We start from the raw sequence: 23,250 nt of genomic DNA on the forward strand, positions 1-23,250 counted from the left end.
TGCGACAGCAACGCGACAAAAGAGCCCTAAAAAGATCACAGGGGATATGCCTTCGTCGGCATATCCCCTGGTCAGATGCGTCGGGACGGCCGGATTCGAACCGACGACCCCTTGACCCCCAGTCAAGTGCGCTACCAAGCTGCGCCACGTCCCGATGCCACCTCGGGCGTTGCCCGCGACAGCCGGTACAGCTTAGCGCAGCTACTCCCTTGCGTCGCACAGCCCCCACCCCTGCCCTCGCGTACCCGCCGCCCACGTCACCATCGCTAGAGCGTCCTAGGAGGGTGGGTTGAAGGGTCGGGGTGGAGAGATCCACCCCGACATTCGGATAGCGAGCTGTGGAGGGAACGGGTCAGCCGTGGGCCTTGCCGCGGCCACCGGGACCGAGCTTCTTGCGGGGGCGTACCGAAATCTCGATCGGGCTGCCCTCGAAGCCGAACTCCTCGCGCAGCTTGCGCTCGACGAAGCGCTGGTAGCCGGCGTCCAGCGGGCCGGTGGTGAAGAGCACGAAGCGCGGCGGAGCCACCCCCGCCTGGGTGGCGAACAGGATCCGGGGTGCCCGACCGCCTCGCACCGGGTGCGGGGTGGCCTGGACCAGGGCGGTGAGCCACGCGTTGAGCTGTGCGGTGGGGATCCGGGTCTCCCAGCTGTCCAGCGCCCGGTGCAGGGCGGCGGCGAGCTTGTCGACGGCCCGGCCGGTCTTCGCCGACAGGTTCAGCCGGATCGCCCACGGGATGCGGCGCAGCTCCCGTTCGATCTCCTTGTCCAGGTAGTACCGGCGGTCGCCATCGACCAGGTCCCACTTGTTGAAGGCGATCACCAGCGCCCGGCCGGACTCGGTGACCATGGACAGGATCCGCTGGTCCTGCTCGCTGATCGGCTCGCTGGAGTCGAGCAGCACCACCGCCACCTCGGCCGCCTCGATCGCCGAGGCGGTACGCAGGCTGGCGTAGTACTCGGTGCCGCTGGCCCTGCCGACCCGCTTGCGCAGGCCGGCCGTGTCCACCAGGTGCCAGGTGTCACCGCCGATGGTGACCAGGCTGTCCACCGGGTCGACGGTGGTGCCGGCGACGGCGTCGACGACCGCTCGTTCCTCGCCGGAGAAGCGGTTCAGCAGGCTGGATTTGCCGACGTTCGGCCGCCCGACAAGCGCCACCCGACGCGGACCCCGGGGGCGGTACTCGGCCACCTTCGGTGCCTCCGGCAGCGCCGCCAGGATGGCGTCGAGCAGGTCACCGGAGCCTCGCCCGTGCAGTGCCGACACCGGGTGCGGTTCGCCTAGGCCGAGGGACCACAGCGAGGTGGCCTCCAGCTCGACGCTTGTGTTGTCGGCCTTGTTGGCCACCAGGATCACCGGCTTGGCGCTGCGGCGCAGCATCTTCACCGCCGCCTCGTCGACATCGGTGGAGCCCACCGTCGCGTCGACCACGAACACCACCACGTCGGCGGTGGCCACTGCGGTTTCGGCCTGGGCCGCGATCGCCGCGGCACGGTCCTTCGCGTCCGGTTCCCAGCCGCCGGTGTCCACCACCGTGAAGGCCCGCCCGGACCATTGCGCGTCGTAGGGCACCCGGTCGCGGGTCACCCCGGGCACGTCCTCCACGACCGCCTGGCGGCGGCCGATGATGCGGTTCACCAGGGTGGACTTGCCCACGTTGGGGCGGCCGACCACGGCCACCACCGGCTGCGGACCGGTCTGTTCCTCGGTGTCCAGGTCCGGCTCGCGCAGCTCGACCCAGCCGTCGTCGTCAGTCACGCCACTGACCGTTCGACAAGTAGTGCCCGCAGACGCGTCACGACCTCGTCGATGCCCAGCTCGGTGGTGTCGAGCACCACCGCGTCCGGCGCCTGGGCCAGTGGATCGGCCTTGCGGGTCGAGTCCAGCTGGTCGCGCCGGGCCAGGTCGGCGGCGGTGGCCGCCACGTCGGAGGCGTCCTCGGCGCTGCGCCGCGCGGCCCGCGCCGCCGCTGAGGCGGTCAGGTACACCTTCAGGTCGGCGTCGGGCGCCACCACGGAACCGATGTCACGTCCCTCGACCACGATCCGGCCCGCCTTGGTGATCATGTCGCGCTGGCGGGCGACAAGCAGTGCCCGGACCGCCGGCACGGCAGCCACTGCCGAGACGGCGGCGGTCACCTCGGGACCGCGGATGTCGGTCTCGACGTTCACCCCGTCGACAGTCACGCCGTACCCCGCCGGGTCGGTGCCGATGCGCAGGTCCACCTCGCCGGCGACCTTCGCCACCGCCTGGGCGTCAGTCAGGTCGACGCCGGAGCGCAGCACCGCCCAGGTGATCGCCCGGTACATCGCGCCGGTGTCGAGATAGCGCCCGTCGAGGCTCGTGGCGAGCCGTCGGGAGACGGTGGACTTACCCGAACCGGACGGCCCGTCCACAGCGACCACGCAGCGCCCGGCCGGCACGTTTTCCTCCACCGTCGTCCTCCTCAGCCCGTACCTCACGATCCGTCAACGACGACCGCGAGCGGTTGACCACACATGTTCAATCATGCCCGGCGTCATGAAGTGCCACCGGCCGGGCCGTCAGGCAGCCTACCCTCAGCCGTACCCGCGACTGCCGCCTCAGTCACCCACGGCCTTGAACAGGGCGGCGACCTCCGCGTTGGTGAGCCTCCGAGTCCGCCCGGCGCGCAGGTCGCCGAGCCGGATCGGCCCGATGGAGGTACGCACCAGCCGGCTCACCGGGTGGCCGACCTCCGCGAGCAGTCGGCGTACGATGTGTTTGCGGCCTTCGTGCAGGGTCAGCTCGACCTGGGCGGTACGCCCCAGACTGTCCACCACCCGGAAGGCGTCGACGGTCACCGGGCCGTCTTCCAGCTCCACCCCGGCCGCCAACCGCTTTCCGAGGTTGCGCGGGATCGGGCCGGAAACCTCGCACAGGTAGGTCTTCGGCACCCCGTAGGAGGGGTGCATCAGCCGGTGCGCCAGGTTGCCGTCGTTGGTGAGCAGCAGCAGGCCCTCACTGTCCGCGTCGAGCCGCCCGACGTGGTAGACACGCTGCTCGACCCGGTTGCCGAGAAAGTCGGCGAGCGCGGTTCGCCCCTTCTCGTCCGCCATCGTGGAAACCACCCCGCGCGGCTTGTTCATGGCCAGGTACACCAGTCGGGTGTCGGCCGCCAGCCGCTCGCCGTCGACGTGGATGACCGCCGTGGTGGGGTCGACCTTGTCGCCGAGCTGCGCCACCCGCCCGTCGACAGTCACCCGCCGACGGAAGATCAGGTCCTCGCAGGCACGCCGGGAGCCGACACCGGCGGCGGCGAGCACCTTCTGCAGGCGTTCCGGGCCGGTGTAGACGGGAGCGTCGGGGCGGGGGGTGCGGTCATCGCGCGGCATCGGCAAGCTCTTCTACGTCGTCGGGGAGGAACGGGGCCAGGGGCGGCAGGTCGTCGAGGCTGTTCAGGCCGAGTTTCTCCAGGAACATGGTGCTCGTCCGGTACAGGTAGGCGCCGCTGTCGGACTCGGTGCCGCACTCCTCGATCAGGCCGCGAGTGACCAGGGTACGGATCACCCCGTCGCAGTTGACACCGCGGATGGCGGAGATGCGCGACCGGGTCACCGGCTGCTTGTACGCCACCACGGCCAACGTCTCCAGCGCGGCCTGGGTCAGCCGGACCGACTGCCCGTCGAGCACGAACCGCTCGACGTAGGTGGCGTATTCCGGCCGGGTGTACAGCCGCCACCCGCCCGCCGCCCGGCGCAGCTCGAAACCGTGGCCGGCCGCGGTGAATCCGGCAGCTATCTCGTCGAGCATCGGGCCGATCCGCTCGGCGGGCTGCTCCAGCACCTGGGCCAGGACCAGCTCGCTCACCGGTTCGTCGACCACCAGCAGGATCGCCTCCAGCGCGCCACGCAACCCCGCGTCGTCAAGATCCGGCGCCGGCTCCGACACCGCCCGAACCCGCCCCCCCGACCGCTTGCGCCCCACACCCGGGTCCCCCGACACGTCTGCCCCCGGGGCATCCCCGTCACCCGCCACCCGCTCCTCCGCCTGCTGGACCACTTCGATCTTGGACGGTGAGCGCCCCTGGAGGGGCGCCTGCGCACCAAGATCTGCGGCATCACCTACCGCGACTGAGGCGGTGGTGGTGGGTGGGGCGGCGAGGTCCTCTGGTGGGGCGGGAGCGGAGGGTGGGGCAGGAGCGGGGCGCTGCCAGGGTGGGATCCAGGCGGCGGCCTGGTCGGCCAGGGAATCCGGCCGCTCTTCGTTGCTCATCCAGCTCGCTCCTCGGTCGTTCCCGTCACCTCAGCCTCGCCGGCCCCAGCACCGTCGGTGTCAGCAACAACACCGTCAGCACCAGCGGCCTGGTCGAGTTCAGCACCGTCAGCGCCAGCACCGCGCACACCAGTCTCACCGACATCTGCGCCGGCACCAGCGGCACCAGCATCGGCGTCACCGGTGCTCTCGGCGTCACCAGCACCGCCAGCCGCTACCGGACCGCCATCCGACGGCGACCCGGAAGACGACTCAGCCGGCGACCCGGAAGACGACTCAGCCGGCGACCCGGAAGACGGCTGCGCGGACGGCTCGGCTGGCGTGCCGGCGTACTCGTCGATGGCCAACGCCGGCCCGCCGTCGGCTGGTCCCGTCCAGCGGACGGTCAGCTCCTCCAACGCCTGCTCCTGGACGAAGGCCACCACACCCTGCCGGTACAGCTCCAGCAGGGCGAGGAACCGGGCGACCACCTCCAGGGTGGCCTCGCAGTCGGCGCAGAGCAGCGAGAAGCTGGCGGTGCCGGCCCGGCGCAGCCGTTCGGCGATGATGCCGGCGTGTTCCCGGACGCTGACCCGGACCATGTGCACGTGGGCGACGGACACCTCAGGGATCGGCTTCGGGGTCATCGCCCGCACCGCCAGCTTGAGCAACCGCTGCGGGCCGATGCCGAGTACCAGGTCAGGCAGGGCCTCGGCGTAGCGGGGTTCGAGGGTGACGGCGCGCGGGTAGCGTCGCCCGCCGACCTCCTCCAGTGCGGCGATGTGCGCCGCCGCCTCCTTGTAGGCCTTGTACTGGAGCAGCCGGGCGAAGAGCAGGTCCCGCGCCTCCAGCAGGGCGAGGTCCTCCTCGTTCTCGACCTCTGCGGCGGGCAGCAGCCGGGCCGCCTTCAGGTCCAGCAGGGTGGCGGCGATCAACAGGAACTCGCTCGCCTCGTCCAGGTCCCAGTCGTCGCCCATGGCCCGGATGTAGGCGATGAACTCGTCGGTCACCTGGTGCAGGGCGACCTCGGTGACGTCGAGCTTGTGCTTGCCGATCAGTTGCAGCAACAGGTCGAACGGGCCGGTGAAGTTGGCCAGCCGGACGGTGAAACCGGTGGCGTCCGCCGGCTCGGCCGCCTCCGCCGATCCGAGGGGGGTTACCGGGTACGCCTCGCCAGTCGACGGGGCGGCGATGATCGGTTCCGAATCAACGCTTGGCGCCGCACCGGGCGCCGACACGGACGGGTCAGCCACCACGGGCTGCGGATCCGCTGCGGCGGTCGGGTCGAGGGGCGGGGCGCTCACGCCGACGACGGTAGTCCACGGCCGGGACACCTCGATTCAGCGCCTCCTACCGCTCGGCCTGCGCGGCGATCACCTCGCGGGCCAGCTGACGGTAGTTACGGGCGCCCGAGGACGCCGGGTCGAGCGTGGTGATGGGTGAGCCGGCGACGGTGGACTCGGGGAACTTGACGGTCTTGGTGATCACCGTCTGGTAGACCTTGTCGCCGAACGCCTCCACCACCCGCTGGAGCACCTGACGGCAGTGTGTGGTGCGGCTGTCGTACATGGTGGCGAGGATGCCCTCGAGTTCCAGGTCGAAGTTCAGCCGCTCGCGCACCTTGTCGATGGTGTCCAGCAGCAGTGCCACGCCCCGCAGACTGAAGAACTCGCACTCCAGCGGGATGAGCACGCCGTGCGCGACGGTCAACGCGTTGATCGCCAGCAGACCGAGTGACGGCTGGCAGTCGATGAGGATGTAGTCGTACTCCTTGCGGACGCTCTTGAGCACCCGGGCCAGAGCCATCTCGCGGGCGACCTCGTTGACCAACTGGATCTCGGCGGCGGAGAGGTCGATGTTGGCCGGCAGCAGGTGCAGCCCGGCCACATCGGTCTTGATGAGCACGTCCTCGGCGGTCACGTCGTCCTGCATCAGCAGGTTGTAGACCGACAGATCCAGGTTGTGCGGGTTGACTCCCAGACCGACGGAGAGGGCACCCTGCGGGTCGAAGTCGACAAGCAACACCTTGCGGCCGTACTCGGCGAGCGCGGCACCGAGGTTGATGGTCGTGGTGGTCTTGCCGACCCCGCCCTTCTGGTTGGCCATCGCGATGATGCGGGCCGGCCCGTGCCGGTCGGTGGGCATCGGCTCGGGGATGGGCTTACGCATGGTGTAGGCCGCCGGGTCGGCTGGGCCGAGGTCAGCGCTGAGAGAGTTCTGCTGCTCGCGGAGCTCCGACGTCCAGGTCTCGGCACGGTCACCGTTGCCAGCCATGTCCTCGTTGCCCCCTCCCGACACCGTGCGGCGTCGGAGCCGCCCGACGTCCTTCGCGGCGCCGCTGCGCACCCCGGTCCACTCGCCGCGAGGGCCGCGCCATGCCGACTGTACGCCACCAGCGAGCAGGGCGTTCGGCACCCGCTCGGCGTGTCGGCCACCGGCAACGGCCACCGGCAGGTCAGGCCGCCACCACATCGCCGACACCCACCGGATCAGACTGCCGCGCCGTCGGTCACCGGCGGTTCCCGGTACGGCCGGCGACAGTCCACGGTCAGCTCAGGGCCCGGGGATGCGCGGTGGCGTAGACCTCGCGCAGCCGCTCCACGGTGACCAGGGTGTAGACCTGGGTGGTGGTGACCGAGGCGTGGCCGAGCAGTTCCTGCACCACCCGGACGTCGGCCCCGCCGTCGAGCAGGTGGGTGGCGTACGAGTGGCGCAACGTGTGCGGCGACACGGCGCGTGGACCGTCGACGGTCAGCCCGGCCCGCTCGGCGGCGCGGCGCAGGATGGTCCAGGCGCCCTGTCGGGTCAGCGGGCCGCCCCGGGCGTTGAGGAAGACCGCCGGAGTGCCCCGGCCGGCGGCGGCCAGCCCCGGCCGGGCGCGCACCAGGTACGCGCCGAGCGCCCGCAGCGCGTACCCGCCGATCGGCACCAGGCGGGTCCGGCCCCCCTTGCCGCGCAGCACCGTCACCCCGTCGTCGAGGTCCACATCGTCCACCGCCGCGCCGACGGCCTCGGAGATCCGCGCCCCGGTGCCGTACAGGAACTCCAGCAGCGCCCGGTCGCGCAGCGCCAGCGGCGCGGTGTCCCCCGCCGCGTCGACCGGCCCGGCGGTCTCCAGCAGGGCGACCACGGCGTCGACCGGCAGCGCGCGGGGCAGTCGTCGCGGTGGAGCGGGAGGTCGCACGTCGCGGCTCGGGTCGACGCCGGCCAGTCCCTCACGCAGCGCGAACCGGTGCAGCCCGCGTACCGCGCTGGCGGCGCGGGCGGCCGAGGAGACCGCCAGCGGCGGGTGCCCGTCGGCGCCGGCACGCAACCGGGCCAGGTGGCGTTCGATCTCGCCGGTGGCCACGGCCGACAGGTCGGTCACCCCGGCGGCGGCCAGGGAGCCGAGGTAACGGTCCAGGTCCCGGCGGTACGAGGCGAGCGTGTTCGCGGCGAGTCCACGTTCGACGGTGAGGTGGTCCAGGTAACCACGGACGGCACGGCGCAGGGCCGGCGCGGGCTGGTCGCCCTCGCCGGCCTCGCCCCCGGTCACCTGGTCGTCGGTCAGCCCAGCACCTCGGTCAACGGCAGGGTGGACAGGCCGTGCGCCTCGGCGACCGGGCCGTAGACGACCTGTCCGTCGTGGGTGTTCAGACCCAGTGCCAGCGCCGGGTCGCGGCGGGCGGCCTCGCGCCAGCCGTGGTTGGCCAGTTCGAGGGCGTACGGGAGGGTGACGTTCGTCAGCGCGTAGGTGCTGGTGTTCGGCACCGCGCCGGGCATGTTCGCCACGCAGTAGAAGATCGAGTCATGCACCCGGTAGACCGGGTCGGCGTGGGTGGTGGGCCGGGAGTCCTCGAAACAGCCACCCTGGTCGATGGCGATGTCGACGAGCACGCTGCCCGGCTTCATCCGGGAGACCAGCTCGTTGGGGATCAGCTTCGGCGCCTTCGCGCCCGGCACCAGCACCGCGCCGATGACCAGGTCCGCGTCCAGCACCGCCCGCTCGATCTCGTACGCGTTGGAGGCGACCGTCTGCAGGTGGCCCCGGTAGATGGCGTCGGCCTGCCGCAACCGGCCGACGTTCTTGTCCAGCAGCAGCACCTCGGACTGCAGGCCCAGGGCGATCGCGGCGGCGTTCAGGCCGGAGACACCGGCGCCGATGACCACCGTCTTGGCCGCGTACACGCCGGAGACGCCGCCGGGCAGCACCCCCCGGCCGCCACCGGTACGCATCAGGTAGAAGGCGCCGACCTGCGGGGCGAGCCGTCCGGCCACCTCGGACATCGGGGCCAGCAACGGCAGTGACCGGTCCGGCAGCTCGACCGTCTCGTACGCGATGCCTGTCACCTTGCGGTCGACGAGCGCGTCGGTGCACTCGCGGGAGGCGGCCAGGTGCAGGTAGGTGAAGAGCACCTGCCCCGCGCGCATCCGGTGGTACTCCTCGGCGACCGGCTCCTTGACCTTGAGCACCAGTTCCGCGGCGTCCCAGACCTCGTCGGCGCTCTCCAGGATCTTGGCGCCGGCGGCGGCGAACTCCTCGTCGGTGATGCTCGATCCGAGCCCGGCGCCGGCCTCGACGAAGACCTGGTGACCGCCACGGGTGAACTCGTTGACGCCGGCGGGCGTGATCGCCACCCGGTACTCGTGGTTCTTGACCTCGCGTGGGATGCCGACCTTCACGATGCAGACACCTCTCTTCGGGGCACGTTCACCCCGACTGCGCGGCGCCACGACGGCCCCATTGCCGCCCCGGTCAACCGGTCCCGCCGGCGGCAGTCTAGGCGTGACAACAGGTCACCGGAGCCTGCACTGTGACACCTGCTCGCCGTTCCCGTTGACGATGTGTCAGGTGTACGAGCCGGGCCGGCGGTGGACGTCACATCAGCCGTCAGGACAGTGTTCGGCCACCATCGTCCCACCTGGTGCACACCGGTGCGGACAGCGAAAGAGTGGATCACTATTGTGTCGCCTCATGACTACTCCTCCCATCCAGCCCGGGTACCCCCAGGGCGTTTCCGACAAGAGCAAGGTCGTCGCCGGCGTCCTGGGCATCCTGCTCGGCACTTTCGGCGCCGGCAGGTTCTACATGGGTGACACCAAGACCGGCGTCATCCAGCTGATCGTCTCCCTGGTGACCTGCGGCATCGGCGGCATCTGGGGCCTCGTCGACGGCATCCTGATCCTGGTGAACGGCGGCGTCGACGGACAGGGCCGGCCGCTGCGCGACTGACCCACGGAAGCACGCAGGGGCCGGGCGGCGCGCCGCCCGGCCCCTGCGTGCTTGTCTTCCGCTCAGCGGGGCAGCGGAGCGTCCGCCCGACGCAGCCCCGACCAGCCGCCGTCGCGGGCGCGGGCGGCGGCGAGCAGCCCGGCCACACACGGCCCGTTGCTGATCTCCCCGGCCAGCACCATGCCGACCGCCTCGTCCAGGTCGATCCGGACGATCTGCAGGTCGGCCTCCTCGTCGTGACGGTCGTGCCGCTGCTCCACCGGCACCTCGCCGAGGTCCCGGGCCAGGAAGACCCGGACCAGCTCGTCGGTGAAGCCGGGTGAGCTGTGCACGTCGACGAGCACGTCGAGCCGGCCGGCCGTGAGGTCGACCTCCTCGGCCAGCTCACGCGCCGCCGTCACCGCCGGGTCCTCCCCGGAAACGTCCGTCAACCCGGCCGGCAGTTCCCACAACCGCCGACCCACCGGCTGGCGGTACTGCCGGATCAGCACCACCTGACCCGCGTCGTCCAGCGCCACCACCGCCACCGCGCCGACGTGCCGGACGAGGTCACGCGCCGCGGTGCCACCGCCCGGCATGGTCACCTCCTCGGTGACCACCTCGAAGATTCGGCCGTGATAGCGCAGCTCCCGCGAACGCACCTCGTAGCGGTGCTCGACGGCTCGCTCACTCCGCTGGCTCACGAGGCGGAGGCCGCCTTCGTCGCGGCGCCGTTGCGGGTGGCCCGCTCGGCGGTGGCGGTGTCCAGGTCGACCGGAAGCTGGTCGGCCTGTGAGTACGTCACCGCCGCGTGGACGAAGGCGGCGAACAGCGGGTGCGGGCGGGTGGGGCGGCTCTTGAGTTCCGGATGCGCCTGGGTGGCAACGAAGAACGGGTGCAGGTCGCGGTCCAACTCGACGAACTCGACGAGCCGGCCGTCCGGCGAGGTACCCGAGATGTGCAGCCCCGCCTTGACGAGCTGGTCACGGTAGGCGTTGTTCACCTCGTACCGGTGCCGGTGCCGCTCGCTGACCTGGGTGCTGCCGTACGCCTCAGCGACGATCGACCCCTCGGTGAGCGTCGCCGGGTACGCGCCCAACCGCATCGTGCCGCCCAGGTCTCCCTTGCCGGCGACGATGTCCTGCTGGTCGGCCATGGTGGCGATGACCGGATGCACCGCCTCCTCGTCGAACTCCAGGGAGTTCGCGCCGTCCAGGCCGGCCAGGTGCCGGGCCACCTCGATGGTCATGCACTGCAGGCCCAGGCAGAGCCCGAGCAGCGGGATGCCGTTCTCCCGGGCGTACCGGGCGGTGCCGATCTTGCCTTCGATGCCGCGAACGCCGAACCCGCCGGGGATGACGATGCCGTCGACCCCGGCCAGGGCCGCCGCCGCACCGGTCGGCGTGACGCAGTCGTCGCTGGGCACCCAACGCAGCTGTACCCGGGCCCGGTGGCCGAAGCCGGCCGCCCGGATCGCCTCGCTCACCGACAGGTACGCGTCGGGCAGGTCCACGTACTTGCCGACCAGGGCGACGGTGATGGTGTGCCGGGGCTGGTGCACCCGCTCCAGCAGGTCGTCCCAGCCGTCCCAGTCCACGTCCCGGAAGGAGAGGCCGAGGCGGCGCACCACGTACGCGTCGAGCCCTTCCCGGTGCAGCACCTTCGGGATGTCGTAGATGCTCGGCGCGTCCGGCGCGGCGATCACCGCCTCGGCGTCCACGTCGCAGTAGAGGGACAGCTTGTGCTTGAGCTTGTCCGGGATGTCCCGGTCGGAGCGGCACACGATGGCGTCGGGCTGGATGCCGATGCTGCGCAGTTGGGCCACCGAGTGCTGGGTCGGCTTCGTCTTCAGCTCCCCGGACGGGGCGAGGTAGGGCACCAGCGAGACGTGCAGGTAGAAGCAGTTGTCCCGGCCCAGGTCGTGCCGGACCTGACGGATCGCCTCCAGGAACGGCAGCGACTCGATGTCGCCGACCGTGCCGCCGACCTCGGTGATCACCACGTCCGGGGTACGGCCGTCGTCGTCCGGGTCGGCCATCGCCAGGATCCGTGACTTGATCTCGTTGGTGATGTGCGGGATCACCTGGACCGTGTCGCCCAGGTACTCGCCGCGCCGCTCCTTGGCGATCACGTCCGAGTAGATCTGGCCGGTGGTGACGTTGGCCTTGCCGGACAACGCCCGGTCCAGGAACCGCTCGTAGTGGCCGACGTCGAGATCCGTCTCGGCGCCGTCCTCGGTCACGAAGACCTCACCGTGCTGGAACGGGTTCATCGTGCCCGGGTCGACGTTGAGGTACGGGTCGAGCTTCTGCATCACCACGCGCAGTCCCCGCGCGGTGAGCAGGTTGCCGAGGCTGGAGGCGGTCAGCCCCTTACCCAGCGAGGAGGCGACGCCCCCGGTGACGAATATGTGCCTGGTCGTCCGTGCTGAAGGGGCCAAGGCCTGCTCCCGTGTCGTCCGTCGCGGTCGTGCAGACCGCCGAGCCGATCAGCGAAGTGATCACGCGATCCACGGGATTCCACGGTAACACCTCCCCGATGGCACGCTGGTGCCGCACCCGGTACGGCCGTCGGGTCACCCGGTCGCGACCTCGGCCGACGACCGCGCGCCCGGCCCACCGTCGGTTGATCCGCCCGCCCCCGGACCACCATCGCCCGGCCCGGCACCGGCTGGCCCACCGCCGCCCGGACCGCCGTCGGATGGTCCGCCACCACCCGTCCCGCCACCGGCCGGCCCACCGTCGGCGGGACGGTCCGCCCCCGGCCGGGTCCGGTCCGCCGAGTGGTCGAGCACCCGCAGCGCCGACAGCGCCGCCATCGGCACCACCACGGCGGCGGCGGCCCCCGCCACGTCCAACGCCGCACCGCCCAACACACCGCCGATCACCGCCGCCACCGCCGTGCCCGCCATCGCCGCCCGGATGGCCGGGTAGATGCCGAACAGCCGCATGAGCCCACCCCAGGGTTGCAGCAGCGCGAACCAGACAAGCAGCGCGCCGGCCAGCGCCAGCACCGTCAGCGGACTGTTGACGAGCGTCTCGAAACTGGCCGCGCTGGAGCGCTGCACGGTCAACCCACCGGTGCCGTCGCCGAGCGCGGCGAGAAACCGGCCGAGGCTCCCCCGCTCCGCCGGTGCCCGACCCAGATCCACCACCGCGAACCCGACAGTCACCGCCAGCCCGGCCATGGCCGCCCAGGCCAGCCGGGTCAGCGTCAGCCAGCCACCCGCGCTGATCGCCGCCGCCACGCTCACCCCGGCGGTCAGGGCGATCGCGCCGATCGAATCGGCACCCAGGTACTGACTGCCGACAACCACCACGGCCGCCCCGCCCACGATCACCATCACGGTCGGCCGCCAGCCACGGCGTACCCGTTGGGCGAGCCAGCCGGCGCTGAGCAGCGCGGCGGCCACGAAGACGCCGAGCCCGACGGTGCCGAGGCCGGCATAGCGGCCACCCTCCAGCGCGGAATAGCCCACCACCCCGTTGAGCTGCAACCGGGCACCGGTGACCACGTCCAGCCCGACGGCCAACGTGGTCAACCCGGCCACCGCGCCGAGCGGGCCCAGGGTGGTGCGATAGCCGGGAGCGAGCCGCACCAGCAACGTCGTCGCGGCCAGCAGCACCGCGGTCAGCCCGGCGAACGAGGCCGCCGGATGCGCGAAGCGCCACCAGGGCGCGGCCTCGGCGACAAGCGCCGCCGGAATCGCGAGCGCGGCGGCGACCAGCAGCACCTCCACCGTCGCCACCACCTGACGCGGCACCGGTTTCGGTCCGTACGGTCCGGCGTGCCGCCGGGCACGGCGCAGCAGCGGCAGCACCGCCACGGCGAGCGCCACCTGGGCGGCGGCCAGCAGGGTGAAGAATCCGCCGGCCACCTCCCGCTGGGCCGCGGCCTCCCGGTCCGCGTCCGCGGGCTCGGCGATGGCGGCCGACAGATCGGCCGGCCGGCCGCCGACGGACTCGGCGGGCCGGCCCAGGAACGGCCGGTCCGGCATCGGCCGCCCCAGGGCGGCCAGCGCGGTCGGGGCCAGGTCGATAAGTTGCAGGTAGCCTCGGCGGCCGGTGCTGGGCGAGGTCAGCCAGCCCTCCTCCCAGCCCGGTCCGTGGGCGACGGCCACGTGCAGTCGGGACGGCTGCGCGGTGTCGGAAACCCCGGCGACGATCACCAGTGAGCGTGGCGGGCGACCGTCGAGCACCCGGACCAGTCGGGCGTCCGCGGCCTCGGCCGCAGCCGCCCGGGCCGCCGGATCGGTGCCCTCCACCACGCCGAGATCGACGATGCTGAGCACACAGGAACCGAGCAGCCCGGCCGGCTCCTCGGGCAGCGTCGGGGCGTACCTGTCGACCCGACCGAACGGCCGGGCGGCGGCCACCGCCGCGCCCGGCCCCACCGCCACCGAGCAGCGCACCGACTCCGACAGCGCACCGGGCACCGTGCCCCACGGCAGCCGCTCCTGGTTGTGCAGGGCGACGCTCTCCTGGTCCGGCAGGTTCGCACCGATGCCGTCCGGCTGTTCCACTGTCACGTCGACCGGGGGACACTGCCCGTCCACGCCACGGCTGCCGGGCCATGCGGCGAAGCTGCCCGCGCCGAGGGTCAACCAGCCGTCCACCGGGCAGGTGGGCCGGTGCGCCGAACGCACCGACAGCGACCCGATCGAGCCTTCGCGGGCCAACCGCCACAGCGTCGGCGTACGCTCCGCGTCCACGTCGTCCCACCGCAGCCCGGCCACCCCGACGAGGACCACGAAGTCGGCGCTCTGTGGGGCCGGCGGGCTCTGCGGGCGGGCCGCGAGCGCGGTGACACCGAGCGCCACCACCATCAGGGTGAGCAGGACCGGAGCGATACGGCGCAGCATCACCGGCGTCCCGTCGACGGTGCGTCGGCGTCCGGCGTCGCCGGTCCGGCCCGGCCCGGCGCCAGCTCGGCGTAGAGCGCGCGCAGATGGGCGAGGGTCTGCGCCTCGGTCGGCCAGGTCGCCGCCCGAGCCGCGCCGAGCCGCGCCAAATCGGCGCGACGGGCGTCGTCGTCGAGCAGGGCCCGCACCGCCGCGTCGACCGCGTCCACGTCACCCGGAGGCACCAGCACCGCCGCGTCGCCGACCAGTTCCGGCAGCCCGCCCACCGCGGTCGCCACCAGCGGTACGCCGGCCCGCAGCGCCTCCTGCGCGAACAACTGACGGGCCTCCCAGTCGCTTGTCACCACCGCCAGATCGGCACCGGTGAGCAGGTCGGCCACATCGGTGCGGTGCCCCAGCAGCGTGACAGGTGCCCGGACGGCGCTGACCCGGGCGGCCAGCGGCAGGTAGGCAGGTCCACTGCCGGCGATCACCACAACCGGAGGTGGGGTGCGCTCCCGCCACCGGGCGGCGGCGTCCACCAGCACGTCGTACCGCTTCTGCGGATGCAGCCGGCCCACCGACAGGATCAGCGGCTGGTCGGCCGCGACAGCGAACTCGGCGCGCACGGCGGTCCGGCGGCGACGCGGCGCGGGCAGTTCGGGGGCGGCGACCGGGGCGAGCCGGGCGTCTCCCGCGCCCAGCGCGACGGCCCGCGCCACCAGGTCGGCGGAGGCGCCGAGGGTCACCCGGGCACCTCGCGCCACCACCCGCTCCACCAGCCGCGACAGCGCGCCACGCACTCCGCCGGCCAGCACCGCGTTGTGCCAGGTGACCACCAGCGGGGCCGCCGGCCGGGCCAGCACCGCCACCAGCCCGGCCCGCAACCCGTGCGCGTGCACCACACCCACCTGCTCGGCGGCGAGCAGCCGACGCAGCACGCTCACCGCGCGGGCGTCGGCCGCGGTGGGCCTCGCCGGGATCTCCACCGGCCGGAACCGGGCACCGGCGGCCACGAAGTCAAACTGGTCCTGGGTCGCCGCCGGCCCACAGACCAGCACCGGCTGCCCGGCGGCGGCCAGCCCCCGCGCCACCGACCGGACGTGCTGGCCAACCCCGCCGGTGCTGGAGGCCAACAGCAGCACCACCGTGCCCGGACGACCTGCCGCGCCCGCCGACCCGCTCATCGCGCTCACCGGACCGATACTCCGTTCGCGACTGCGGGGCTCGCAAGCTCACTCCTCGCGCTCACCGGACCGACTCCGTTCGCGACTGCGGGGCTCGCAAGCTCACTCCTCGCGCTCACCGGACCGACTCCGTTCGCGACTGCGGGGCTCGCAAGCTCACTCCTCGCGCTCACCGGGACGCCTCCTCTTTCCGGTCACCTGGTCGGGCCCGGCGCAGACGTCGACCCAGCCCGGTCAGCAGTGGCCGCAGGTCCTGCCGGTCGACAAGCCACACCAGGGCGAGGAACACGACAGCGACCAGGACTCCGGACAGCATGCCCTGCATCAGTGCCGTCCACCGCGCCGGGGGGTCGCCCCCGGCGTCCAGCAGCCGCAGCATCGCCACCGCCGCGACGGCGGCCGTACCGCCGGCCAGCAGACCGGCACCGCCGGCCCGGCCCGCGCCCGCCAGCGCCTCCCGGCCGGCCGAGCGGGCGACCGCGACCAGCAGCAGCGCACCGAGCAGCAGCATCCCCGCCGAGTTGGCCAACGCCACCGCCAGCACCCGGTCGGCCACCGGCAGCAGCGCCGACAGCGGAACCAGCACCAGCGGCACCGCCAGCCACCCGGCGGTGATGGTGGCGGTGGCCGACCGGGTCGCGCCACGGGCGTACAACGCCCGCGACAACACCGCGAACAGTCCGTACCCGATCAGCCCGGGCGCGTAGCCGGCGATCGCGGCGGCGGTCGCGTCACTGTCGAGTGGGAAGAACCGCCCGATCGGGCCGGCCGCACCGACAAGGACCGCCGCACCGAGGAAACTGCACAGCAGCACCCCGCGCAGCGTCCCCGACAGCACGTCGCGGAAAGTGCGCTCGTCCGCGCCCGCCGCCGCGGCCAGGGTCGGGTACGCGGCGGTGGCCAGCGGCACCGCCAGCACCGCCCAGGGCAGCAGGTAGAACGTCTGGGCCAGGTTGAACACCTGGAACGCCTCGGTGCGACCGCTGGAGAGCCGGTAGAGGATCACCGCCAGCGCCACCTGCTGGGCGGTGACCGTCACCACGCCGGCCACCGCCAGCCCGCGTACCCGGGCCCGGGCGTCGGCCGGGAACGCGTACCCGGGGCGCAGCGTCAGCCGCAGCCGACGCAGCGGGATCAGCAGCGACAGCGACAGCACCACCACGCCGAGAGTGGTGCCGACCGACAGGATCAGCTCACCGCCCCGGCCGGCCTGCGCCACGCTCGCTCCCGTGCCGGCCGCCCCGGCGAAGACCAGGTAGACGACGACCACCGTGAGGCTGGACAGCAGCGGGGCGATCACCGGCCAGGCGAACCGCCGGTGCGCCTGGAGCACGCCGGTGAGCACGATGCCGATGCCGTACAGCGGCAGTTGCGGCGCGAACACCCGCAGCATCCGGGCCGCCGAGGCCAGTTCCTCCGGCGACCGACCGTCGCCGAGCACGGTGATGATCGGGCCGGCGGCCAGGGCCACCAGCACCGCCAACGGCACCAGCAGCGTCACCGTCCAGGTGAGCAGGGCGCCGGTGGTGGCCGCGACCGTGCGCCGGTCCCCCGCCGCGACCGCCGCCGCGAGCAGCGGTACGACCAGACTGGCCAGCGCGCCACCCGCGACGATCTCGAAGATGATGTTCGGGATGGTGTTCGCGAGCAGGTACATCGCGCCCAGGTCGCTGCCCTGCACCACCCAGGTGAACACGGCAGTGCGCCCGAACCCGGCCAGCCTGCTGACCACGGTGAGTACGGCGATGAGGGCTGCCGCTCCGGCCACCCGGCCGGTGCCGGCGAGGGGGGCCGGTCTGGTCACGTCAGTCGGCGCGTCGGCCCAGCGCGTCGAGTTCACGCAGCCCCGGCGTGCTCGCGATGACCTTCGTGAAGCTCACCTTCTCGCTGGCGGCGGTGAGCCCGGCGAGGACGGCGAGCAGCCCGGCCCGGCCGGCCGGGCCGGTGCGGGCGGCCATCGCCACCCCGAGCACCGCGCCGAGGGCGTTGGCGCCGCTGTCGCCGAGCATCACGTCCTCGGCCAGGTCGGCGGGCAACAGCCCGGCGGTGGCACCGACGGCACCCGAGGCGATCCCGCCGTGCCGGCCGGCGCTCAGCGGCACGCCCAGCAGCAGACCCGACTTCAGCGCCCGCCCGGGGCGCAGGTCGAGCAGGTTGACCAGATTCGCCGTGCCGGCCACCACCCCCGCGCCGAGCAGCACGTCGACGCCCCGCCCCAGCGCGCCGTGCCGCTGGCGACGACGGTGCCCGGCCACGCCGGGGTCGGCCGCGAGCAGGATCGCCGCGCCCAGACCCGCCGCACCCACCCCCACGACCTTGACGAGGCCGGCGGTGACCCGGCCCTGCCGCAGCGCGGCCAGATGTCCGGCGAAGCCCTTGGCCGCCTTCTGCTCCGGGCGGGCGCCGACGACATCGTCGTAGAGGCCCACGGCACCGGCGCCGAGCCCGGCCACCAGGGTCGCCGCCCCGGCCGGCACGCTGGCCGACCCGCCGGCCGCGGCCGTCGAAGCGCCCACCGCGAGGGCCGGGCCGGCGGCCAGGGTCACGGTGCGTCCCCGGAAGTTGGTCCGTTCCAGTGTCGGCGCGGCCGGCGCGGTACGGATCTCGCGCAACGCGTACCGGGCGGCGACCGCTCCGATCCCGGCCACCAGGAGTCGACCGACGATCGTCACGTCACCGTCACCGCGCTCACGCCATCCCCTCCCGCCGGCCGGCGGAGATCGTCGGAATCGGGCACCGGAGGTGCCCCGGGTTCACTGGGGCAGTCTAGGCACCAGCGACGCGGCGCTGTCACCGACGCCGTACTGACCGGCCTTACGCTCGGTGAGCTGCTGCACGAGCGCCAGGGCGGTGACCAGTTGGCCCTGCACCGTGTTGGCGTTGTCGATCGTCGAGATGGTCTGGGTGAGCACCGCGTCGCCCCGCACGAAGGCCACCAGGTTGCCGCCGGCCGAGCCGTTGCCGGCCACCACGATGCCCCCGGTCCGGTCGAACTGTTCGGCGATCTTGACCACGGACTCGTCCTTCTTGGCGGAGTCCTTGTCCACGTACGGCTGCCCACTGACCACCACGACGGCCTCCGCCGGTGCGGTCACCCGGTCGGAGGTGGTCAGGTAGTTCGCGTTGCCGTACGCGGCCAGCACCGCCCGCCGGTCGGCCTCGGTGACCGGCTCGGCGCCGGCGGGCTGGTCCAGCAGTACGGTGGCCAGCAGGGCGCTTGAGGTCTCGACGCCGTGACCGTTGCCGGGCAGGCCCGCGGTCGGTGCGCTTGTCGGTCGGGCCGCGGTGACCGCCAGTTCGAGCAGGTCGTTGTTGTTCTCCGGGTTGATGAACTTGTCCTGGAGGTCGACCCGCCCGGTGACGTCGGCACCGGCCAGCTGGAGCATCTTGAGCACACCCTCGGTGTGGTCACGGCCGGTGGGCAGGCTGAGCACCAGCACCCGCTTGCCGCTGAGCGTGCCCGGCAGCATCACCTGGGCCATCTCGGCGGCGAACTCCTCCTCCAGTTCCAGCTCCCGTTGCATGCTCTGGACCGCCTGGCGCATCTGCTGGTTGTCCTTGCGCAGTTCGTTGACGGTCTCCCGGAGCGAGTCCGCGACCGGACCGTTGAGTGCGGCTGTGCCGACCACCAGGCCGATCGCCAGGGCGAGGAAGACCGCGGTCAGGGACACCACGTGGTACCGGAAGTTGATCACGCTTGAAGCCTCTTGATCGGTCGGGAGCTAGAAGAGCTGGCCGAGCTGGAACACGAAATTGTCCCACCACTCGGAGACCACGCCCAGGTACGCCTTGCCAACGGTGGAGACGGCCACCGCGGAGGCCATCGCGGCGAGGGCCGAGAGGACCAGCAGCAACAGGGACGACCCCGAGATGCTCTGCCGATACAACCGGCTGACGCCCTTGGCGTCGACCAGCTTGCCACCGACCTTGAGCCGGGTGAGGAAGGTCGACGCCATGCCCCCGCGCCCCTTGTCGAGGAACTCGACGAGGGTGGCGTGGGTACCCACCGCGACGATCAGCGAGGCGCCCTTCTCGTCGGCCAGCAGCATGGCGAGGTCCTCGCTGGTGGCGGCGGCCGGGAAGGTGACCGCCGGCACCCCCAGGCCGTTGACCCGGGGCAGCCCCGGCGCCCGCCCGTCCGGATACGCGTGAACGATCACCTCGGCGCCACAGCGCAGCACGTCGTCGGTCACCGAATCCATGTCGCCGATGATCATATCGGGGGTGTAGCCCGCCTCGACCAGAGCGTCCGCGCCCCCGTCGACGCCGATCAGCACCGGCTTGAACTCCCGGATGTACGGGCGCAGCACGTCGAGGTCGGCCTTGTAGTCGTAGCCCCGGACCACGATCAGGCAGTGCCGGCCCTGCACCTCGGTGGCGATCTCGGGCACCCCGACGCCGTCGAGCAGCAGGTCGCGCTCCTGCTTGAGGTAGTCCATGGTGTTGGCGGCGAAGGCCTCCAACTGCACCGACAGGCCCTCCCGGGCGTCGGTCATCGCCTTGGCCACGCTCTCGGCGTCCTGGAGGCTGCCGTGTGCCACCGGATCGTCGTTCAGGTAGACGGTGTTGCCCTCGATGCGTACCGTGTCGCCCTCGCGGATCCGCTCGAAGATGCCCTCGCCGAGGTCGTCGAGGAGCGGAATGCCTGCCGAGATCAGCACCTCTGGGCCGAGGTTCGGGTATCTGCCGGAGACCGACGGCTTGGCGTTGAGCACCGCGCCGACGCCGACCGCGACAAGCGAGTCGGCGGCGACCCGGTCCAGGTCGACGTGGTCGATGACCGCGACGTCACCGGGGCGGAGCCGGCCGACCAGCCGCTTCGTACGGCGATCGAGGCGCGCGGTGCCGAGGATCTGTCCCGGTTCCGCGTTCCGGGCCCGGCGCAACGTGGGTAGACGCATCGTGACCATCCTGGCATGTGAGGCAGGCGAATCTGTCGCGACATGCCTGAGCAGGGCCGCCTACCCAGGGAAGCACACATGGGCGAAGGCCGGTGTGCCTCCGCTCACAATCGCGGTCTCAGGACCGCCGTTCCCTGGCCGCCACGGCCAGCAGTTCCTCCGCGTGAGCGATACCCAGATCCGAATCTGGCAAACCCGCGAGCATCCGGGCGAGTTCGCGGGCCCGCTCGGTGTCCTCCACCACCCGCACCCCGCTGGTGGTGACCGCGCCGCCGGTGTCCTTGGCCACCACCAGGTGCCGGTCGGCGAAGGCGGCGACCTGGGGCAGGTGGGTCACCACCAGCACCTGGTGGCTGCGGGCCAGCCGGGCCAGCCGCCGGCCGATCTCCACCGCCGCCTGACCACCGACGCCCGCGTCGACCTCGTCGAAGACAAGTGTCGGTGGGCCGCCGGAGCCGGCGAAGACCACCTCGATGGCGAGCATCACCCGGGACAGCTCACCGCCGGAGGCACCCCGTTGCAGGGGCAGCGACGGCGCACCGGGGTGCGCCAGCAGCCGCAGCTCGACCTCGTCGCCGCCGTCCGGGCCGACGCCGACGTCGACCCCGTTGACCGGCAACGTCGGTTCGGTCCGGCCGGCGGGTCGGGGCAGCACCGCCACCTCGATCCGGGCGTGCGGCATCGCCAGCCCGGCCAGCTCGACGGTGACCTGCTCGGCGAAGCGCGCCGCAGCCTCCTGCCGGGACACCGACAGCCGGCCGGCCAACTCGGCCACCTCACCGGCCAACCGGGACGCCTCCCGATCCAACTCGTCGAGCAGCTCGTCGGAGTTGTCCAGCTCGGACAGTCGGGTCCGGGCCCGCTCCGCCCAGGCGATAACCCCGTCGACGTCGTCGGCGTACTTGCGGGTCAACGCCCGCAGCGCGGCCCGCCGCTCGTAGAGGGCCTGCAACCGGGCCGGGTCGGCGTCCAGACCGGTGAGGTACGTGGACAGCTCCACCGAGACGTCGGCGACGAGCGTGGCCGCCTCCTCCAGGCGGGCGGCCAGCTCACCGAGCGCCGGATCGGTGCCGGTCTGCGCCTCCAGCGTGCGCCGGGCGGTGCCCAGCAAAGTCGAGGCGTCGGGAGTGTCGTCGGTGGCCTCGAGCCCGCCGGCCACGCACTGGTGGGCCAGCTGGGCCGCGGTACGCAGGCCCTCCGCGTGCTCCAGCCGCTGCGTCTCCGCCTTCAGCTCGTCGTCCTCACCCGGCTGCGGATCCACCCGGGTGATCTCGTCGAGCCCCAGCCGCAGCAGGTCGGTCTCCTGGTGGCGTTCGCGCGCGTTGCGCCGCCGGTCGGCCAGGTCGTCGACGACCCGACGCCACCTGGTGAAGGCGTCCCGGGTCGCGTCGAGCAGCTTCTCGTGCTCCGGGCCGGCGAACCGGTCCAGCGCCGCCCGCTGTTCGGCCGGGCGCAGCAGGCGCAGTTGATCGGACTGGCCGTGCACGGCGACCACCTGCTCGCCGACCTCGCCGAGCATCGACACCGGCATGCCGCGACCACCCAGGTGGGCCCGGGACCGACCCTCCACCGTGACCGTACGGCTCAGCAGCACGCAGCCGTCGTCGTCCGGCTCACCTCCGGCGTCGGTGATCCGGGCGTGCACCGTCTCCGCCACCCGGCCACCGAGGCGCAGCCGGCCCTCGACGACGGCACGGCCGGGTTCGGCGCGTACCCGACCGGCGTCGGCCCGGCCGCCGAAGAGCAGGCCGAGCCCGGTCACCACCATGGTCTTGCCGGCACCGGTCTCGCCGGTGATGACGTTCATGCCGCCGGTCAACGGCAGCGTCGTGTCCTCGATGACGCCCAGTCCGGTGATGCGTAGCTCCTCCAGCACAGCAACCGACAGTAGACGCGTGGCCCGACACTTGACCAGCCGGCACGGCCGCCGGCGTCAGCGGCGGTTGCCCCGCCAGCCGTGCACCGGAAGGTCGAACTTGGCCACCAGGCGTGCGGTGAACGACCGGTCGCGCAGCCGGACGACCCGCACCGGCAGGGTGCCCCGCCGGACGGTGACCCGGGCCCCCGGCGGCAGGTCGTAGACCCGCCGCCCGTCGCAGCAGAGCACCGCCAGGGTGGTGAACGGGTCGACGGTTATCGAGATGGTGGAGGTGGGGGCGGTCACCAGCGGCCGGCTGAACAACGCGTGCGCGCTGATCGGCACCAGCAGCAACGCCTCCACCTCGGGCCAGACCACCGGCCCACCGCCGGAGAAGGCGTACGCGGTGGATCCGGTCGGGGTGGCGCAGACCACGCCGTCACAGCCGTACCGGGACAACGGCCGCCCGTCGACGTCGACGAGCAGTTCCAGCATCTGGGCCCGCTCACCCTTCTCGACGCTTATCTCGTTGAGCGCCCACGACTCGATTGTCGGCCCACCGTCGAACTCCGCGGTCACGTCGAGGGTGAGCCGTTCGTCGACGCTGTAGTTGCGGCTCACCACGTCGCGGACCGCCACGTCGAGATCGCCGATCTCCGCCTCAGCGAGAAACCCGACCTTGCCGAGGTTGATGCCGAGCAGCGGCACCTTCGCCGGTCGGGCCAGCTCCGCGGCGCGCAGGAACGTGCCGTCCCCGCCGAGCGCGAAGACGATCTCCGCGCCCTCGGCCGTCTCCGGCCCGGTCACCGGCACCACGCCCGGCAGGTCGAGGTCCTCGGCCTCCTCGGCCACCACCCGCACCTCGAACCCGGCGGCGATCAGGTCCGCGGCGACCGTACGGGCGTGCTCGGTGCTGCGCCGGCGGCCGGTGTGCGTCACCAACAGGGCCGTGCGGGTCACCGCGACGACCGCCCAAGTCCACCGCGCTGGTGCTCCGCTCGCCGAGACCCGCTCACGCCGCCGCCTCGCTCCGCTCACCGCCGGCGCGAGCCGCCACGCTGCT

At 72.6% G+C, this 23,250-nt stretch carries 19 protein-coding genes and 1 tRNA gene; 1 reads left to right on the forward strand and 19 read right to left on the reverse strand.

What is annotated here, in order from left to right:
• Window positions 1-80 precede the first annotated feature (80 nt).
• From CLT74_RS10780 to ald, 9 genes are all read right to left on the reverse strand, one after another.
• A tRNA-Pro gene (locus CLT74_RS10780) sits at window positions 81-154 on the reverse strand.
• A 198-nt stretch (window positions 155-352) separates the two neighbouring features.
• Window positions 353-1,756, reverse strand: coding sequence for a ribosome biogenesis GTPase Der (der, locus tag CLT74_RS10785; RefSeq protein WP_099846416.1), 1,404 nt, complete (start codon window positions 1,754-1,756; stop codon window positions 353-355).
• Window positions 1,753-2,433, reverse strand: a complete 681-nt coding sequence (gene cmk, locus CLT74_RS10790) for a (d)CMP kinase (RefSeq protein WP_099846417.1) — start codon at window positions 2,431-2,433, stop codon at window positions 1,753-1,755. Before cmk ends, der begins: the two co-directional genes overlap by 4 nt.
• 147 nt (window positions 2,434-2,580) lie before the next feature.
• Window positions 2,581-3,351, reverse strand: coding sequence for a pseudouridine synthase (locus tag CLT74_RS10795; protein ID WP_093409729.1), 771 nt, complete (start codon window positions 3,349-3,351; stop codon window positions 2,581-2,583).
• Complete coding sequence (gene scpB, locus CLT74_RS10800) at window positions 3,338-4,231, reverse strand: SMC-Scp complex subunit ScpB (protein WP_099846418.1); 894 nt, start codon at window positions 4,229-4,231, stop codon at window positions 3,338-3,340. The genes CLT74_RS10795 and scpB overlap by 14 nt, the downstream gene beginning before the upstream one ends.
• On the reverse strand, window positions 4,228-5,463 hold the full coding sequence (locus CLT74_RS10805; protein ID WP_486582716.1) for a segregation and condensation protein A: 1,236 nt from the start codon (window positions 5,461-5,463) through the stop codon (window positions 4,228-4,230). Before CLT74_RS10805 ends, scpB begins: the two co-directional genes overlap by 4 nt.
• A gap of 97 nt (window positions 5,464-5,560) precedes the next feature.
• The gene (locus CLT74_RS10810; protein ID WP_099851725.1) at window positions 5,561-6,484 is read right to left on the reverse strand and encodes a ParA family protein; all 924 of its coding nucleotides are present in this window, start codon (window positions 6,482-6,484) and stop codon (window positions 5,561-5,563) included.
• A 274-nt stretch (window positions 6,485-6,758) separates the two neighbouring features.
• On the reverse strand, window positions 6,759-7,745 hold the full coding sequence (locus CLT74_RS10815; RefSeq protein ID WP_099846419.1) for a tyrosine recombinase: 987 nt from the start codon (window positions 7,743-7,745) through the stop codon (window positions 6,759-6,761).
• A gap of 11 nt (window positions 7,746-7,756) precedes the next feature.
• Complete coding sequence (ald, locus tag CLT74_RS10820) at window positions 7,757-8,872, reverse strand: alanine dehydrogenase (protein WP_099846420.1); 1,116 nt, start codon at window positions 8,870-8,872, stop codon at window positions 7,757-7,759.
• 160 nt (window positions 8,873-9,032) lie between these two features.
• On the opposite strand from ald, the gene CLT74_RS10825 reads away from it, so the two are divergent.
• Window positions 9,033-9,422, forward strand: coding sequence for a TM2 domain-containing protein (locus CLT74_RS10825; protein ID WP_099846421.1), 390 nt, complete (start codon window positions 9,033-9,035; stop codon window positions 9,420-9,422).
• A gap of 62 nt (window positions 9,423-9,484) precedes the next feature.
• Here the strand turns inward: CLT74_RS10825 and CLT74_RS10830 are convergent, their stop codons facing one another.
• From CLT74_RS10830 to CLT74_RS10875, 10 genes are all read right to left on the reverse strand, one after another.
• The gene (locus CLT74_RS10830; RefSeq protein ID WP_099846422.1) at window positions 9,485-10,105 is read right to left on the reverse strand and encodes an NUDIX hydrolase; all 621 of its coding nucleotides are present in this window, start codon (window positions 10,103-10,105) and stop codon (window positions 9,485-9,487) included.
• Window positions 10,102-11,841, reverse strand: a complete 1,740-nt coding sequence (pyrG, locus tag CLT74_RS10835) for a CTP synthase (RefSeq protein WP_099846423.1) — start codon at window positions 11,839-11,841, stop codon at window positions 10,102-10,104. Before pyrG ends, CLT74_RS10830 begins: the two co-directional genes overlap by 4 nt.
• A gap of 135 nt (window positions 11,842-11,976) precedes the next feature.
• Window positions 11,977-14,262 (reverse strand): hypothetical protein, encoded by a 2,286-nt coding sequence (locus CLT74_RS10840; protein ID WP_099846424.1) that lies wholly within the window; start codon window positions 14,260-14,262, stop codon window positions 11,977-11,979.
• Complete coding sequence (locus tag CLT74_RS10845) at window positions 14,262-15,428, reverse strand: glycosyltransferase family 4 protein (RefSeq protein WP_099846425.1); 1,167 nt, start codon at window positions 15,426-15,428, stop codon at window positions 14,262-14,264. The genes CLT74_RS10840 and CLT74_RS10845 overlap by 1 nt, the downstream gene beginning before the upstream one ends.
• 169 nt (window positions 15,429-15,597) lie before the next feature.
• Window positions 15,598-17,232 (reverse strand): lipid II flippase MurJ, encoded by a 1,635-nt coding sequence (gene murJ, locus CLT74_RS10850; RefSeq protein ID WP_099851727.1) that lies wholly within the window; start codon window positions 17,230-17,232, stop codon window positions 15,598-15,600.
• Window position 17,233: 1 nt separating this feature from the next.
• The gene (locus CLT74_RS10855) at window positions 17,234-18,100 is read right to left on the reverse strand and encodes a hypothetical protein (protein ID WP_099846426.1); all 867 of its coding nucleotides are present in this window, start codon (window positions 18,098-18,100) and stop codon (window positions 17,234-17,236) included.
• 81 nt (window positions 18,101-18,181) lie between these two features.
• Window positions 18,182-19,123 carry a copper transporter gene (locus CLT74_RS10860; RefSeq protein ID WP_099846427.1) on the reverse strand — a complete coding sequence of 314 codons (942 nt, stop codon included), beginning with the start codon at window positions 19,121-19,123 and terminating at the stop codon, window positions 18,182-18,184.
• A 27-nt stretch (window positions 19,124-19,150) separates the two neighbouring features.
• Window positions 19,151-20,329: a putative cytokinetic ring protein SteA gene (gene steA / locus CLT74_RS10865; RefSeq protein WP_099851729.1), complete on the reverse strand. Its 1,179-nt coding sequence runs from the start codon at window positions 20,327-20,329 to the stop codon at window positions 19,151-19,153.
• Window positions 20,330-20,447: 118 nt separating this feature from the next.
• Window positions 20,448-22,205 carry a DNA repair protein RecN gene (gene recN / locus CLT74_RS10870; protein WP_099846428.1) on the reverse strand — a complete coding sequence of 586 codons (1,758 nt, stop codon included), beginning with the start codon at window positions 22,203-22,205 and terminating at the stop codon, window positions 20,448-20,450.
• 57 nt (window positions 22,206-22,262) lie between these two features.
• Window positions 22,263-23,147, reverse strand: coding sequence for an NAD kinase (locus tag CLT74_RS10875; RefSeq protein ID WP_099846429.1), 885 nt, complete (start codon window positions 23,145-23,147; stop codon window positions 22,263-22,265).
• Window positions 23,148-23,250 lie beyond the last annotated feature (103 nt).

The organism is Verrucosispora sp. CNZ293 (genome assembly GCF_002754655.1).